At 68.0% G+C, this 15121-nt stretch carries 15 protein-coding genes; 12 read left to right on the top strand and 3 right to left on the bottom strand.

Features of this window, described 5'->3' with window-relative positions; all coding sequences use genetic code 11:
- Positions 1–46: 46 nt before the first annotated feature.
- The 12 genes from EJ105_RS17185 to EJ105_RS17130 all read left to right on the top strand — a co-directional run bounded on the left by EJ105_RS17185 (position 47) and on the right by EJ105_RS17130 (position 11804).
- Positions 47–565, top strand: coding sequence for an AmiS/UreI family transporter (locus EJ105_RS17185; protein ID WP_029555671.1), 519 nt, complete (start codon positions 47–49; stop codon positions 563–565).
- A gap of 52 nt (positions 566–617) precedes the next feature.
- The gene (locus EJ105_RS17180; RefSeq protein ID WP_024280764.1) at positions 618–920 is read left to right on the top strand and encodes an FmdB family zinc ribbon protein; all 303 of its coding nucleotides are present in this window, start codon (positions 618–620) and stop codon (positions 918–920) included.
- A gap of 70 nt (positions 921–990) precedes the next feature.
- Positions 991–2034: a LacI family DNA-binding transcriptional regulator gene (locus EJ105_RS17175; protein WP_347881329.1), complete on the top strand. Its 1044-nt coding sequence runs from the start codon at positions 991–993 to the stop codon at positions 2032–2034.
- A 141-nt stretch (positions 2035–2175) separates the two neighbouring features.
- A complete protein-coding gene (locus tag EJ105_RS17170) occupies positions 2176–3678 on the top strand; it encodes an FAD-binding oxidoreductase (protein WP_250167290.1) in 1503 nt (500 codons plus the stop codon).
- A complete protein-coding gene (gene xylB / locus EJ105_RS17165) occupies positions 3668–5224 on the top strand; it encodes a xylulokinase (protein ID WP_250167289.1) in 1557 nt (518 codons plus the stop codon). The genes EJ105_RS17170 and xylB overlap by 11 nt, the downstream gene beginning before the upstream one ends.
- Positions 5217–6311 (top strand): ABC transporter ATP-binding protein, encoded by a 1095-nt coding sequence (locus tag EJ105_RS17160; RefSeq protein ID WP_250167288.1) that lies wholly within the window; start codon positions 5217–5219, stop codon positions 6309–6311. The genes xylB and EJ105_RS17160 overlap by 8 nt, the downstream gene beginning before the upstream one ends.
- A gap of 50 nt (positions 6312–6361) precedes the next feature.
- Complete coding sequence (locus EJ105_RS17155) at positions 6362–7690, top strand: ABC transporter substrate-binding protein (protein WP_250167287.1); 1329 nt, start codon at positions 6362–6364, stop codon at positions 7688–7690.
- Positions 7691–7864: 174 nt separating this feature from the next.
- On the top strand, positions 7865–8725 hold the full coding sequence (locus tag EJ105_RS17150; RefSeq protein WP_029555665.1) for a carbohydrate ABC transporter permease: 861 nt from the start codon (positions 7865–7867) through the stop codon (positions 8723–8725).
- Positions 8726–8732: 7 nt separating this feature from the next.
- Positions 8733–9572 (top strand): carbohydrate ABC transporter permease, encoded by an 840-nt coding sequence (locus tag EJ105_RS17145; protein WP_250167286.1) that lies wholly within the window; start codon positions 8733–8735, stop codon positions 9570–9572.
- Positions 9573–9584: 12 nt separating this feature from the next.
- Complete coding sequence (locus EJ105_RS17140) at positions 9585–10361, top strand: SDR family NAD(P)-dependent oxidoreductase (protein WP_250167285.1); 777 nt, start codon at positions 9585–9587, stop codon at positions 10359–10361.
- The gene (locus EJ105_RS17135) at positions 10358–11440 is read left to right on the top strand and encodes a glycerol dehydrogenase (RefSeq protein WP_250167284.1); all 1083 of its coding nucleotides are present in this window, start codon (positions 10358–10360) and stop codon (positions 11438–11440) included. The genes EJ105_RS17140 and EJ105_RS17135 overlap by 4 nt, the downstream gene beginning before the upstream one ends.
- 55 nt (positions 11441–11495) lie before the next feature.
- Positions 11496–11804 (top strand): GNAT family N-acetyltransferase, encoded by a 309-nt coding sequence (locus tag EJ105_RS17130; RefSeq protein WP_250167283.1) that lies wholly within the window; start codon positions 11496–11498, stop codon positions 11802–11804.
- 56 nt (positions 11805–11860) lie between these two features.
- Here EJ105_RS17130 and EJ105_RS17125 read toward each other — a convergent pair whose 3' ends face one another.
- The 3 genes from EJ105_RS17125 to EJ105_RS17115 all read right to left on the bottom strand — a co-directional run bounded on the left by EJ105_RS17125 (position 11861) and on the right by EJ105_RS17115 (position 14831).
- Positions 11861–12832, bottom strand: coding sequence for an acetamidase/formamidase family protein (locus tag EJ105_RS17125; protein ID WP_250167348.1), 972 nt, complete (start codon positions 12830–12832; stop codon positions 11861–11863).
- A gap of 185 nt (positions 12833–13017) precedes the next feature.
- Positions 13018–13665 carry an ANTAR domain-containing response regulator gene (locus EJ105_RS17120; RefSeq protein WP_029555659.1) on the bottom strand — a complete coding sequence of 216 codons (648 nt, stop codon included), beginning with the start codon at positions 13663–13665 and terminating at the stop codon, positions 13018–13020.
- Positions 13666–13679: 14 nt separating this feature from the next.
- Complete coding sequence (locus EJ105_RS17115) at positions 13680–14831, bottom strand: transporter substrate-binding domain-containing protein (RefSeq protein ID WP_250167282.1); 1152 nt, start codon at positions 14829–14831, stop codon at positions 13680–13682.
- Positions 14832–15121 lie beyond the last annotated feature (290 nt).

Raw genomic sequence — 15121 nt, 5'->3', positions numbered from 1 at the left:
CCTGTCGCCCCGGCCGAGCCATCGGCCGGGGCTGAGGAGATCCATCATGCTGCTTGGACTTGGCCTGCTCTATGTGGGCGCGGTGCTCGTGCTCAACGGCCTCTGGCTGCTGGGCAAGATCGAGGACCGCGAGATCATCGTCGTGAACGTGGTGTCGGGCGTGGTGACGCTCGCCATCTCGCTGTTCTGGGCCTTCAACCCGGCGGCGGATGCGGCCTCCATCAAGGGCGCCGCGCTGACGCTCTTGTTCACCGCCACCTATTTCTGGGTGGCCTACAACCGCGTCACCAAGGTGGACGGGCGGGGGCTCGGCTGGTTCAGCCTGTTCGTGGCCATCACCGTGGCGCCGGTGGCGATCCAGTCGCTGCGTGGGGCGGACAGCCCCATCGGGCTCTGGATGGGGTGGAACTGGGTGGGCTGGGGCCTGCTCTGGTTCTGCTACTTCCTGCTGCTGACCATGAAGCAGCCGATCCTGAAGTTCACCGGCGCCTTCACCGTGCTCATCGGCATTCTCACCGGCTGGGTGCCCGGCCTCTCGCTGCTTCAGGGCTGGCTCAACCCCTGACACTCCATCCGGGCGGCCCGTGGGCCGCCCGTTTCCCCCCGGGAGACAGACGATGCCCCTCTATACCTACTCCTGCGAGGCCTGCGGCCCCTTCGACGACTGGGGCTCCATGAGCGCGGCCGAACAGCCCGCCTGCTGCCCCAATTGCAGCGGCGAGGCGCCGCGCGAGATGGCGATGCCCCGCCTCAGCACCATGAACGGCAAGCTGCGCCGGGCCATCGACCGCTCGGAGAAGACCTCTGCCGAGCCCAAGGTGGTCAAGCGCGAGCATCTGGCCGGCTGTGGCTGCTCGCTCTGCGCCACCCGCAAGAAGCAGCCCGCCCCCATCGAGCGGCGCTGGTCGCTCGGCCACTGAGCCGCTCCGCCCCGCCGGCCCGGTCGGCGGGGCTTTTCGCCCGCCTTGCAAAGACGCCCGTGCCTGGAGGATGGTGGGCGCGGGAGAGCTGGCAGGGGGCTCCGGCGGAATGGCGAGGGTGACATTGGCGGATGTGGCGCGGGCGGCGGGCGTCGACATGTCGACGGCCTCACGCGTCCTCAGGGGGGAGGCGAGCCAGCGGGTGCGCGAAGAGACGCGCGTCCGCATCCTGAAGATCGCCGAGGAGATGCAGTACCTCGCCAATCCGCTGGCGCGTGGGCTCAGGACCCAGCGCACGGATACGCTCGGCATCGTGGTGCCCCAGCTCGACAACCCGGTCTTCGCCTCGGCCATCCGCGGGGCCGAGCTGGAGGCGGCCGAGCGCGGCTATTCGCTGCTCATCTCCCATCGCGAGCCGGGGGAGACGGCCACCACGATCGCCAAGATTTCCCGCACCAACCGCGTGGACGGCCTTCTGGTCGCGAGCCTCGACGATGACGAGGTGCTGCGCACGGATCTCGCCGCCGCGCGGGTGCCCTTCGTGCTCATGAACCGCATCCTGCCCGGCGCGCCGCTCTCCGTGGTGCTGGACAGCCGCGCCGCCGCCCGCAAGGGCGTGGAGCATCTCACCGCGCTGGGCCACCGCCGCATTGCCCATCTTGCCGGTCGCGAGGGCGGCTTCAATGCCCGCGAGCGCCTGCAGGGCTATCGCGACGGGCTCGCGGCGGCCGGCATCGCCTTCGATGAAGCGCTTGTAGGCGTGGCGGGCTACACGGCCGAAGGCGGCACGCAGGCCATGCGGGCGCTGCTGCCGCAACACCCCACGGCGGTGCTGGCGGCGACGCTTGTGTCCGCCGCCGGCGCCATGGCGACGCTGCATGAGGCGGGCCTGCGCATTCCCGAGGATATCTCCGTCATCGGCCTGCACGACGCGCCGGTGGCGCGAATGCTCTATCCCGCCCTCACCAGCGTGGCCATGCCCACCGAGGAGATGGGCCGCGTCGCCGCCGACCTGCTCATCCGGGCGCTCGGCGGGGAAGACCCGGCCCCGGTCGCGCCGCTGCCGCCCGGCGCCCTCGTGGTGCGCGGCTCCACCGGTCCCGCCCCCATCTGAATATCCCCGCTTGACGCCTCCGGCTTTCTCTGACAGCTTTGAACAAACGATTGTTCAAGATCGAAAACGACGATGGGAGGACGCCAGCATGGGAGCCCGCAAGGGATCGCATCGCCGTGCCTCTCGCGCAAAGAGGTGCCTATGACCGGTCCGGCCGCAGTCCAAACCAACATCAACGAAGCCGCGCGATCCGAAGCGTCCGCCGATGCGGAGCTGGTGGACGCCTTCGCCGCGCTGGTCGGCCGCGACAACGTGCTGACCGGCGACGAAGACCGGCGCGCCTATGCCCATGACCGCTTGCCCTTCGCCAATTTCCGCGCCCGCACCGGCAAGCTCGCCGGCGTCATGCCGCGGCTCGCGGTGCGGCCCGGCTCGGCGGACGAGGTGGCCGCCATCGTGCGCCATGCACGGGCAAGCAACATCCAGCTCATCCCGTTCGGGAACGGCTCCGGCGTGCTGGGCGGCGCCATCCCGCTCGCCCGCGAGGTGATGGTGGACCTGCGTCGGCTGGACAAGATCGTCTCGGTCGATCCGCAAAACGCCATGGTCACCGTCGAGACCGGCATGAACGGCGCGGAGTTCGAGGCGGCGCTGAATGCCGAGGGTTTCACCTGCGGCCATCTTCCCCAATCCATCGAGATTTCGACGGTGGGCGGCTGGGTCGCCTGCCGGGGCGGCGGGCAGGCCTCGAGCCGCTATGGCAAGATCGAGGACATCGTGCTCGGCCTCAAGGCGGTGCTGCCGGACGGCCGCCTGCTGGAGGTGCGCCCGCTCGCCCGCCGTTCGGTGGGGCCGTCCATCCGCGACCTGATGGTGGGCGGGGAGGGTGCGTTCGGCATCATCACCGAGGTCACGCTCCGCATCTGGAAGAAGCCCGAGGTGGAGCGCGGCGTGGTGCTGGCCTTCCCCTCGCTGGAAGCGGCGTGGGAAACTGCCCGCCTCATCATGCAGGCCGAACTGCGCCCGACCATCGCCCGCCTCTACGACGCGGCGGAGAGCGCGGAGCGCACGCAGGGGCTTGAGGCATTCGCCACGCGGCCCATTCTCGGCATCTTCGCCTTCTCCGGCACCGAGCCCATGGTGAGCGCGGAACAGGAGATGAGCCTCGCCATCGCCAAGGCGCAGGGCGCGCTGATCGCGCCCGATGGGCCGTACCACCACTGGAAGGAAAACCGCTACGTCGCCTATTCGCAGAAATGGCAAGCGGCGGGCTATTACAACGACACCATCGAGGTGACGGGCAACTGGTCCGCGCTTCCCGGCATGTATGCCGCCATGGAAGCAGCGGTGCGGGCCATCTACCCGAACATCCACTTCGGTGCGCACTGGTCGCACATCTATCCCGAGGGCGCCTGCCAGTACATGACCATCCGCCTGCCGCCCATGCCGGAGGCCGAGGCGCTGCCGCTCCATGCGCGGCTGTGGGAGACCATCCAGTCCCTGACGCTGGACCACGGCGGCTCCATCGCCCACCATCACGGCGTCGGCGTGTTCCGCAACCCGTGGCTGGCGCGGGAGCTGGGCGTCGGCCTCGACATCCTGCAGGCCATCAAGGACACGCTGGATCCGGGCAACCTCATGAACCCCGGCAAGCTGGGCCTGCGCCCGGCCGCCGGAGCGGTGGACGTGCGCCGTGGCGGCTGATCTCCTCATCGGTATCGATCTCGGCGCGGGGGCGCTGAAGACCAGCGTGATCCGCATCGACGGCACGCTGGCGGGCGAGGCGTCCGCGCCCATCGCCACCTCCGCGCCCTATCCCGGCTGGAGCGAGCAGGACCCGCACGACTGGTGGCGCGCGGTATGTGAGACCGTGCCGCGCGCGCTCGCCGCCGCCGGCGCATCGCCGCGCGACGTACTCGCCGTCTCCTTCTCCGCCGGTGCCCATACCCAGGTACTGGAGGATGCGGACGGCGCGGTGATCCGCCCCGCCATTCTGTGGAACGACCAGCGCTCCGGCCCCGAGACAGCGGACCTGCGCCGGCAATGGGATGCGCGCATCCTGGAGATCGGCGCCAACCGCGCCAATCCCACCTGGACCCTGCCGCAGATGCTGTGGCTGCGCCGGCATGAGCCGGCCGCCTTCGCCCGCGTGCGCCGGCTCTACGTGGCCAAGGACTGGCTGCGCTCCCGCCTCACCGGCACCTGGGAGACGGACACCATCGACGCCGTCGGCACGCTGATGGCCGATGCCACAACCGGCGGCTGGTCGCCCGAATTGTGCGCCATGATCGGCTGGCCCTTGGAGACGCTGCCGCCCATCGTGGCGCCGAAGACCGTGGTGGGCACCGTGACGGCGGAAGCCGCGCGGCAGACGGGCCTTGCCGAGGGCACGCCCGTGGTGTGCGGCACCTCCGACACGGCGGCCGAGACCTATGGCGCGGGCATGACCGGCGAGGGGCTCGGCGTGGTGAAGCTCGCCACGGCGGCGACGGTGAGCGTGCTCTCCCGCCATCCCCGGCCGGACTTCACCGTCATCAACTACCCCCACATCATGCCGGACCACTGGTATGTGATCGCGGCGACCAATTCTTGCGCCTCTGCTCACAAATGGCTGCGCGACACCTTCTTCAAGCGCGGGGGCGAGGATGGGGGCGCGGTGTTCACCGAGATGGACCGCCTTGCCGCCGCCGTGCGGCCGGGGGCGGAGGGCCTGTTCTTCCATCCCTATCTCAACGGCGAGCGCAGCCCCCATTGGGACCCTCTGCTGCGGGCGGATTTCGTGGGCATCGGCTTCAACCACGGGCCGGGCCACTTCGTGCGGGCGCTCTATGAGGGTATCGCCTATTCGCTGAAGGATTGCCTCGTCGCCTTGCGCGCCAAGGGGCTGGACTTCTCCACCGCGCGCCTCACCGGCGGCGGGGCGAAGAGCGCCCTGTGGCGGCAGATCGTGGCCGATGTGCTGGATGTGAAAGTTGAGTTGCCGGCGGTGGCGGAAGCCTCCTTCGGCGCAGCCTTGCTGGCTGGCGTGGGCGTCGGGGCGTATGCCGACGAAGCGGATGCGGCGCGGCGCGTCGCCATCGTCTCCACTGCCACGCCCGATCCCGCGCGCGCGGCGCTCTATGCGCGGGGACACGGGCTCTATTGCGAGATCCAGGCGGCGCTCGCCCCGATCAACCATCGCATTCACGCCTTCGTCGAGGACGAGCGGGCCAACGCCACGGCCCGCCGGGATGAGGTCACCCATGGCTGAAGTCAGGCTCAATACCGTCCGCAAGGCCTATGGTGGCCAGGTGGCCGTGCATGGGGTGGACCTCCACATCCGCGACGGCGAGTTCGTGGTGTTCCTCGGCCCTTCCGGCTGCGGCAAGTCCACCACGCTGCGGATGATCGCGGGGCTGGAGGAGATCACCACCGGCACGATCGAGATCGGCGGGCGCGACGTGACCCGCCTTGAGCCCAAGGACCGGAACATCGCCATGGTGTTCCAGAACTATGCGCTCTACCCGCACAAGACCATCTACGAGAACCTCGCCTTCGGCCTGCGCATGCGCAAGATGGACAAGGCGGAGATCGACCGGCGGGTGAAGTCTGCCTCCGCCATGCTGGGGCTCGATCCCTATCTGGAGCGGAAGCCCAAGCAGCTGTCCGGCGGGCAGATGCAGCGCGTGGCGCTGGGCCGGGCGCTGGTGCGGGACCCCGACGTGTTCCTGCTCGACGAGCCGCTCTCCAACCTCGACGCGAAGCTCCGGGTACGCATGCGCGAGGAGATTGCCCGCCTGCACCAGGAGGTGGGCACCTCCATGGTCTACGTCACCCACGACCAGGTGGAGGCGATGACGCTCGCCAACCGCATCCTCATCATGCGCGATGGCCACGTGCAGCAGGTGGGCGCTCCGCTGGAGGTGTATGACCGGCCGGCGAACCTGTTCGTCGCGGGCTTCATCGGCTCGCCCGAGATGAACCTCATCGAAGGGCATCTGGAGCGCGGCGCGCTCAAGGCCGGCGGCCTGTCCATTGAGCTGCCCCCGGGCATCGCCGTGGCCGAGGGCACGCCGCTGGTGCTGGGCGTGCGGCCCGAGCATATCGGCGTCGGCGAGGCGCCGGGCGCGCACACCTTCCATGTGGCGGTGATCGAGCAGCTCGGCGCGCAGACGCTCTGCATCGGCGAGGTCGCGGGCGTGCGCCTTCGCGTGCTCATGGACCGCACCGACGCCGTGCGCAACGGCACGACCCTTCCCATCCAGTTCCGGCCCGGCCGGCTGCATGTCTTCTCCAAGGAAACCGGAGCGCGGATCAACCGCGCTGACGCGGACGTGGGGCGGCGCCCCGCCGCCTGAATTTGCCGAGTGAAAACAAGAACGCAGAACAAGACGATCGGGAGAACGCCATGGATGAGATCAAGAAGGACGGGCTGTCACGCCGGACCCTACTGAAGGGTGCCGGAGCCCTCGGTGCCGGCATCGCCGCGGGTGGGCTCGCGGCCCCCGCCGTGGTGCGCGCGCAGGGCACCAAGACCATCCGCTTCCTCAATGCCGAGACCTCCATCGACAGCATCCGCGCGCTGAAGGTGGCGGCGGCCGAATACGAGAAGCAGTTCGGCACCAAGGTGGTGGTGGATTCCGTTCCGCTGGACGGCATCTTCACCAAGGTGACCACGTCGCTGCGCGGCGGCACGCCCTACGACATCGCCACCTTCGCCTTCATCGGCCACGTGCTGATCCTCGCCTCCGAGGGGCAGCTGATGCCGCTCAACGAGCTGACGGACAAGTACAAGTGGGGGCCGAACATCCTGTTCCCGGTGGATGGGAAGGTCTACTGGTATCCCTACGACTACAACCTTGCCTGGATCTATTATCGCAAGGATCTCTACGAGAAGAACAAGCTCGACGTGCCGAAGACGTGGGACGGCTTCCTGAAAAACAGCCAGGCGCTCAACGGCGACGGCACGTCCGGCTCCCTGTTCCCCATCGGCTCGAACGGCGCCACCAACTGGCTCTCCCCAGGCTTCATGTGGGCCGAGGGCGTGCAGCTGTTCGACGACAAGTGGAACATCATCTTCGACAATGCGGACATGGCGCCGCGCGCGAGCCGCTATCTCGATTTCTTCGGCGATCTCTACAAGACCATGCCGTCCGGCACGAGCCAGGCGAGCTTCGGCGAGGTGCTGTCGAACTTCACCTCGGGCAAGGTGGCGCACACCGCCTATGCGGGCCGCATCATCGAGACCATCGAGCGCAACAACCCCGCGCTGGCCGACAAGTACGGCATCATGCCCTACATGGATTCCGCCGGAAAGCATCAGGCGGTGAACCATGGCTATGACGGCTGGGTGGTGCTGAAGACGCCCCAGTCCGACGAGGCCATGAAATTCATGAAGTGGTTCACGGAGAACCAGTACATCAACTTCCTGCACACCGCCCCGCTGCACTTCCAGCCGCCGCGCCTCGATGTCTATGACGATGCGCGCTGGCGGGCCCATCCGCTCATCGAGAAGCACAATGCGGCGGTGGAGATGATGAAGTCGTTCCTCACCGACAAGAACATGATCCTCACCTCCATCGACACCCAGGGTCCCTCGCCGAGCCTGAAGCCGGGCAAGATCTTCGAGGCCTTCGTGTTCCCGGAGATGCTCCAGAACAAGGTGCTGAAGGGCATGTCCTCCGCCGAGTGCGTGAAGACGGCGGCCGACCGCATGCGGCAGGTCATCGCTTCGTGAGCGGTCATCGCCACATGATTGCGTCCTGAGGGTTTCGTCCGAAGACGCAAGGCCGGCAGGCTCTGCCCTGATCGTGGCCTGCCGGCCAATCCTTCCACATCGCTCCGGCCCTCCGGCCGGGCGTTTCCGTGCTGGCCCTGAAGGGTCACAAGCCGCTCCAGCGAGGCGCCGCAGGTGAGCTCCAAAGCGACGATTTATTCCTTCCTCATCCTGGGCCTCGCCGTGACCGCGCTGCTCATCGTGGCGCCGGTGGTCTATGCGGTGTCGCTGAGCTTCTACCAGATGGATTCCTTCGTCGGCGCGCCCAAATGGGCCGGGCTCGACAATTACACGCGCATGCTGTCGCAGTGGGTGTTCTGGCGCGCGCTCATCAACGGATTCATCTATTCGTTCGGCACCATCATCTTCCAGGTGGTGCTGGGCATCGGCTTCGCGCTGGTGCTCAACCAGGTCTTCCCCGGCCGCAATATCGTGCGCGGCCTCTCAATCCTGCCCTATCTGCTGCCGACCGTGGTGGTGGTGCTGACCTTCAAATGGATGGTCGACGGCTCCATCGGCGTCCTCACCACCATGATGTCCGCCGTCGGCCTGCCGCAGGTGCAGTGGTTCGAGAGCCCGGGCGCCGCCATGGCGTCGGTGATCCTGGTGAGCGTGTGGATGTGGACGCCCTTCGTCACCACCACCTTCCTCGCCGCGCTACAGACGGTGCCGTCCTCGCTCTACGAGGCGGCGAAGGTGGACGGCACGAATGCCGTGCAGCGCTTCTTCCACATCACCCTGCCCATGCTGAAGCCGATCCTGACCGTGATCGTGCTGCTGCGCGCGGTGTGGATGTTCAACAAGTTCGACGTCATCTGGCTGCTCACGCAAGGCGGCCCTGTGGGCGCTACGGAGCACCTCGCCATCCTCTCCTATCGCCAGGCCTTCGGGCAGTTCGACATCGGCGGCGGCGCGGCGGTGGCGACCATCTCCTTCGCCATCCTGTCGCTGGTGGTGTTCATCTATTTCCGCCTGTTCCCGCTCGACACGGAGTGATGCCGGAATGTCTCGCTCCTCCCCCCGCTCGCTCGCCGGCCGCGTGGCGCTCTATGGCGCCGCGACGCTGATCGCGGTCTATTCGGCCTTCCCCATCTACTGGATGGTGGTGTCCTCCACCCGCGCTCCGGAGGCGCTCATCAATTCCACGTCGCTGCTGCCGGGCCCGTTCACCTGGGAATACTATACCAACCTTCTGGAGCTGACGGATTATCCCACCCAGTTCCTGAACTCGCTGATCGTCGCGGCGGTGACGGTGGCGGTGACCATGGTGTTCTCGATCATGATCGCCTATGCGGTCACGCGCCACCGCATTCGGGGCAAGGGGATCATCGTGGGGGCGATGCTCTACGCCTACATGTTCCCGCCGCTGCTCATCGCTATTCCCATGTTCTCCATCTTCGCCAAGCTCGGGCTCGGCGACACGCTGGCGAGCGTCATCGTCTCCCATCTCACCCTCACCCTGCCGCTCGGCGTCTGGTTCCTGTGGGGCTTTTTCAAGAGCATGCCGTTCGAGCTGGAGGAGGCCGCCATGGTGGATGGCTGCACGCGGCTCGGCGCCTTCCTGCGCGTGGTGCTGCCGCTGTCGCTGCCGGGGCTCATCACGGTGGCAATCTTCTCCTTCCTCCTGTCGTGGACGGACTACACCTATGCGCTGATCATGATCGGCTCCGATGCCAACAAGACCGTACCGGTGGGGCTCGCCTCCATGGTCGGCTCGTTCGACCTGCGCTGGGGCGAGATCATGGCCGGCTCCACCCTCATCGCTTTGCCGCTGTTCGGCGCCTTCGCCTTGCTGAGCCAATACTTCATCCAGGGGCTCGGCGCGGGCGCGGTGAAGGGCTGATCGGAGACCAAGATGGATCTGGGACTGAAGGGGCGGGTCGCCCTTGTCACCGGCGCGGCGCGCGGCATCGGCCGGGCGGAGGCGCTGGGGCTCGCCGCCGAGGGCGCGCGCATCGTCATCAACGACATCGACGCAGAGGGCGCCGCCCACTGCGCCGAGGACCTGCGGCAGGCTGGGTACGAGGCGGCGGCAGCGCCGGGCGACGTGGCCGACGAGGCGGGCGCCGCCGGCGTTGTGGCTGCTGCGGCGGTCGCCTTCGGGCGGCTCGACATTCTCGTGAACAATGCCGGGGCGGGCGGGCGCCATCTCGGGCGGCGTGTGGCGGAGATGGAGATCGACGATTTCGACATCATCGTCTCCACCCACCTGCGCAGCACCTTCCTGTGCAGCAAGCACGCCATTCCGCTGATGCGCGCGAACGGCTTCGGCCGTATCGTCAACACCTCGTCCATGAACGTCACCGGCGGCGGGCGGCCGGGCGTCGCCAACTATTCGGCGGCCAAGGCCGGCGTGCTCGGCTTCACCCGCACGGTGGCGAAGGAAGTGGGTGCGGATGGCATCACGGTGAACGCCATCGCGCCCGGCTATGTGGCCACCGATTTCATCGCCACCTTCTCGCCGGAGAAGCGGGCGGTGATCACCGGACAGAATCCCGTCGGCCGCTTCTGCCAGCCGGAGGAGGTGGGGGCGCTCGTCGCCTTCCTCTGCTCCACGCAGGCGGCTTTCATCAACGGCGCCTTGATCTGCATGGATGGCGGCAAGCGCGATTTCCACTGGGGTGACGCATGAGCGTGCGCGCGTTCGGGTCTCCGGCCCGCTACATCCAGGGCCCCGAGGCACTTGGTGAGCTGGGCGCGCTCGTGCGCCTGCACGGCCGCCGGCCCTTCGTGGTGGCCGACGCCATCGTGATGGATCTGCTCGGGGCGTGCCTGAAGGCTGAGCTGGCGGAGGCCGAGGCGGTCACCTTCGCCACCTTCGGCGGGGAATGCACGGCGGCGGAGATCGACAAGCTGGCCGCATCCGCGCGGGCGGCGGGCGCGGACGTGGTGATCGGTGTCGGCGGCGGCAAGGCCATCGACACCGCCAAGGGCGTGCGCATCGCGCTGCGCACGCCGCTCGTCATCGTGCCGACCATCGCCTCCAACGACAGCCCCACCTCCCGCCTCGTGGTGGTCTACACCGCCGAGCACGTGCTGAGCGAAGTGCGGCTGATGGATGCCAATCCCGATGCGGTGCTGGTGGATACGTCCGTCATCGTCCAGGCGCCGGCGCGCTTCTTCGTGGCGGGCATCGGCGATGCCCTGTCCAAGAAGTTCGAGGTGGAGCAGTGCGCCGCCGCCGGCGGGCTGAATTTCTTCAAGGGTCGCCCCACCACGCTTGCCGTCACCATCGCCGATGCCTGCTACCTCGCCATCCGCGCGGACGGCGAGGCGGCGGTGGCCGCCGTCGCCCGCAAGACGGCGGACGAAGCTGTGGAGCGCGTGGTGGAGGCGACCATCCTCCTCTCCGGCCTTGCCTTCGAGAGCGGGGGCCTGTCCATCGCCCATTCGCTGACGCGGGGCTTCTCCACGGTGCCGGAGGTGGCGCGGGCGCTGCATGGCGAGCAGGTGGCCCTCGGGCTTCTGGTGCAACTGCTGGCGGAGGGACGCGACGCCGATTTCATGGCGGACCTGCTGGCCTTCTACGCCCGCCTCGGCTTGCCGCGCGCACTGGAGGATTTCGGCGTCGCGACCGAGGCCGTGGTGGACGGCATCGTTTCCGTGTCCTGGGACACCGCGCCCTATATTCGCAACTTCGTGCAGCCGCTGTCCAAGGAGCGGCTCGCAGATGCCTTCCGCACGCTCGCGGGCTTTAGGCGCGCGAAATGAACTGATGGGATAGCATCGCCGTTATGGTGGGAGCAGCACCACCGACGGAGGCATGATGAGCGACGCCAGCCAAGATGCTCGCCAAGAGATACAGCGCGAGGAGGGGCCGGGCGGAGGACGTTATGTCATCCGCCTCGGCGGTGGTGCGGAAGCGGAACTGAGCTACCAGCGCCGCGGCGACGGCCCGTTCGTCGTCACCCATACGGGCGTGCCGCCGGCCTTCGAGGGACGCGGCATCGCCGCGCGTCTGGTGGATGCCCTCATCGCCGATGCACGCGCGGAAGGTTTCAAGATCACCCCGCTGTGTTCATACGTGGCCACGCAGTTCCGCCGCCATCCCGAGTGGCAGGATCTGCGGGCATAGGTGGCTCGACCGGAGGCTGCCGGCGATCGCCGGAGCCATTGCCAGGCGTGCGTGGCTCAGGCCGCGCCGAGAAGCGTCTTGTCGACGGAGGCGCCGAGCGTGTACTTCGGGTCCACCATGTTGCCGACCCTGAGGTGCCCTGCCTGCGTCAGCAGCATGTAGGCTTCCAGCTCGTCATACCCGTAGTCGGCGGCCATCCAGCGCACCAGTTCTCGATAGGCGATGCGGGCGGCGTCCTCCATGGGGCGGCCGGAGCCGATGGTCATGATGCGGTCGTGGGTCTCCAGCCGCGGCCAGCGGAAGTTCCACCCCTTGATGAGGTCGATCTGCACCGTGGTCACGGTGGGATGCTCGATGGCGAATCCGCATAATTCCCCGTCGCCCTGCGTCGCGTGGCAATCGCCGAGATAGAGCAGGGCGCCGGGCGCATGCACCGGCAGGTAGATGACGGCGCCGGGAGCCACGTCCGGCAGGTCCATGTTGCCGCCGTAATAGTCGGGGACGAGGGAGGAAATGGCCTCGATCTCCGGCGCGGTGCCGATGGTGCCGATGAAGGGCTGGTAGGGCAGGCTGATTCGCTCGTTCCAGCGCACGCCAGTCGCCGGATCCACGTGCAGCTTCTTCACGATCTCCGGCAAAGGCGCGTTGAGGATCGCGGTGTCGCCTGTGCCGACGAGGCCGCCGAACTCCGGCATGATGCAGGTGGTGCCGATGGGCTGCGGCCCGCGCGGCACGATGTCGTGGATATAGACGGCGAGGCAGTCGCCCTTCTCCGCGCCGTTGACGAAGATCGGCCCATTCTGCGGGTTGAGGAAGGGAAAGTTGAGGATTTCCGACGGCTTGTCGCTCTCGCTTTTGATCTGCCCTTCCATGGCGTCGTGGGTCTCGGCGCTCACCACCGCGCCCGGATCCACGCGCAGCACGGGCGTGGCATACGGGCCGTAGACGTAGTGATACTTGCCCTGGCTCGCCTCGGTGATCTCGTAGCGTTCGCCGGCGCGCCCTTTGGCTTCGCCGCGTGCGGCCATGATGGAGCCTTCGAGCCAGGCCGGATCGGGAGGGGAATAGGGGGGCGGCGTCAGGGGCCGTGATGCGTGCTGCCGGGACATGGGATGCCGGGACATGGGCCTTCTCCTTGCGGGCGGGCTGGCGTCGCTGGCAGCTGCCACGTGCGCGGAGCCGTGCGGCTCCGTCGTGATGTGGGTCTGTAAGGTCAGCGCCGGGCCGCGGTGCGCGGCTCGGCTTCGGGCGAGGACGCGGTCAGCTTCGACCGGCCGGAGATGTAGTCCTCGCAATAATCCTCAAGGCTCTGGCGCCGGCGCATGCTGTCGCGGCGGAGCATGACATAGGCCTCGTCGTCATCCACCTGGTGCTCTTCCATCAGCAGCAGGATGGTCTTGATGACCGCCTTGCGGCGGCGGCGGCGATCCTGCTGGGCGTTCAGCTCGCTCGCCATCTCCTTGCGCAGCAGATACTGATTCACGCCGAGGAACAGCGTGGTGTAGACGGCGCCGGCATAGACCGGCTTGCGCAGGAAGGCCGTGGCCCCCTGGTTCATCAACGCCTTCAGCCGGCCCGGCGCCTCGATGCCGACCAGCCCGATCACCGGCACCGGCGGGGTGCGGGCCGCGCCGAGGTCGCAGGGCAGCACGCTGTCGAGGTCGCCGTCGATGAAGAGCAGGTCCGCGCGCTCCTCCACCGAGGCGAGGTCGAGATGGCGGCCCGCCTCCGGCGCCTCCGAGCGGGCGACCAAGAGGCCGAGCTTGCCGAGCACGCTCTCCAGCGTGTCGATGCCGCCTTCGCCGGAGGCGATGATGAGCGCGCGGGCGCCGCGGAAGTTCTGGAGGAGGTTGCGGGACATGGCTCGCCCGCTCCTTACTTGGCGACCCGCAGCCGCGGCGCGGATGCGAACCAGCTGTCGGTGGGCGCGGAGCGCACCAGATAGGGATCGGGCCGGATGGGCGCCGGCTCCTCGCGGATGATGTCGAATTCCGTGCCGCGCGAGCGGCCGATGCGTGGCGTGAGGTGCAAGTGCATCGTCTCCGCGTCCACCCACACGTCGCCCTGGGGCGCGGCGAGCCGCTGGCGCGCCACCGCGGCCTTCACGGCGAGGATTTCGTCGGTGCCCGCCTCGGCCAGCGCGCCGGCCAGCAGCTTCACCGCGATGTAGGAGGCTTCCGCATCCGCCGAGGTCAAAGGCGCTGAGGGATAGGCTGCGGCGTGGCGGGAGACGAAGACATCGTTCACCGGGTTGTGCAGGGCCGAGAAATAGACGCTGGAGGAGATGTGACCGTCGCGGGCCTCCGGCTCCAGCTCGTCGAGATCGGGCTCGGAGAGATTGCAGCTCGCCACCGGCATGGTGCCCGGCTGGTCGATGCCGCGCGCAAGGCAGGCATGGCGCAGCGCGCTGAGGAAGGCGAGGCCGCTGACCCCGATGAGCGACGAAAAGACGAAGCTGGGCCGCGCCTCGATCACCGCATCCACGAGCTTGCGCAGGTCCGTCTCGCCGACGGGGAGATAGCGCTCCGCCACCACCGTGCCGCCGCGCGCCGTCACCGTCTCGCGCAGGATGCGGCTGTTCTCCCACGCCCAGATATAGTTCGAGCCGACGCAGAAGGCGCGGTCGCCGAAGGTGGACATGAGGTAGTCGATCAGCGGCAGGATGTGCTGGTTCGGCGCCGCGCCTGTGTAGACGACATTGTCGGCGCTCTCGAAGCCCTCGTAGTGGGACGGATACCAGAGCATCCCGTCATGCTTTTCGAAGCAGGGGATGACTTCCTTGCGGCTCGAAGAGGTGTAGCAGCCGACCACATGGCGCACCCCTTCGGCGAGAAGCTGGCCGCTCAGCGCCGTATAGCGCGCGAGATCGCCGCCCGGATCGACGACGACGGGCACCAGCTCGACCGGTCCCGCCTCACCGATCTCCGACACGGCGAGCAGCGCGCCATTGAGCATGGCGCCGGCAACCGTGCTGTAGGGCCCCGTGGTGGAGAACATCAGGCCGATCCGATAGCTGGGTCTCGCCATTTCCCTCACCGCAGGTATCCGTTCCCGGGTGCCCCGGTCGATGCCCGCCCGCCGCAAGTGGCCTTGTTTGAACTGGCCTTGCCGCAAACAAAAACGCCCTCGGGCCGTTCGGCCTGAGGGCTGCATCGCCACGGGGTCTGTCCCGAATGTTTGTTCGCAAATGGCGACTTAATAGGCATCCTTGCCTATCGCCTACGAATTAGCCTGACTGTGCGCCGGCGATGTGTCAAGCGCAAATGTGGCTGGCCCGCATTCAATCGGGGAATAAATGGCGGGAGCAGCGGGGCGCG

It is taken from the genome of Xanthobacter aminoxidans (assembly GCF_023571765.1).
Classification (GTDB): domain Bacteria; phylum Pseudomonadota; class Alphaproteobacteria; order Rhizobiales; family Xanthobacteraceae; genus Xanthobacter; species Xanthobacter aminoxidans.
This window is presented reverse-complemented; position numbering and strand designations above follow the sequence as displayed.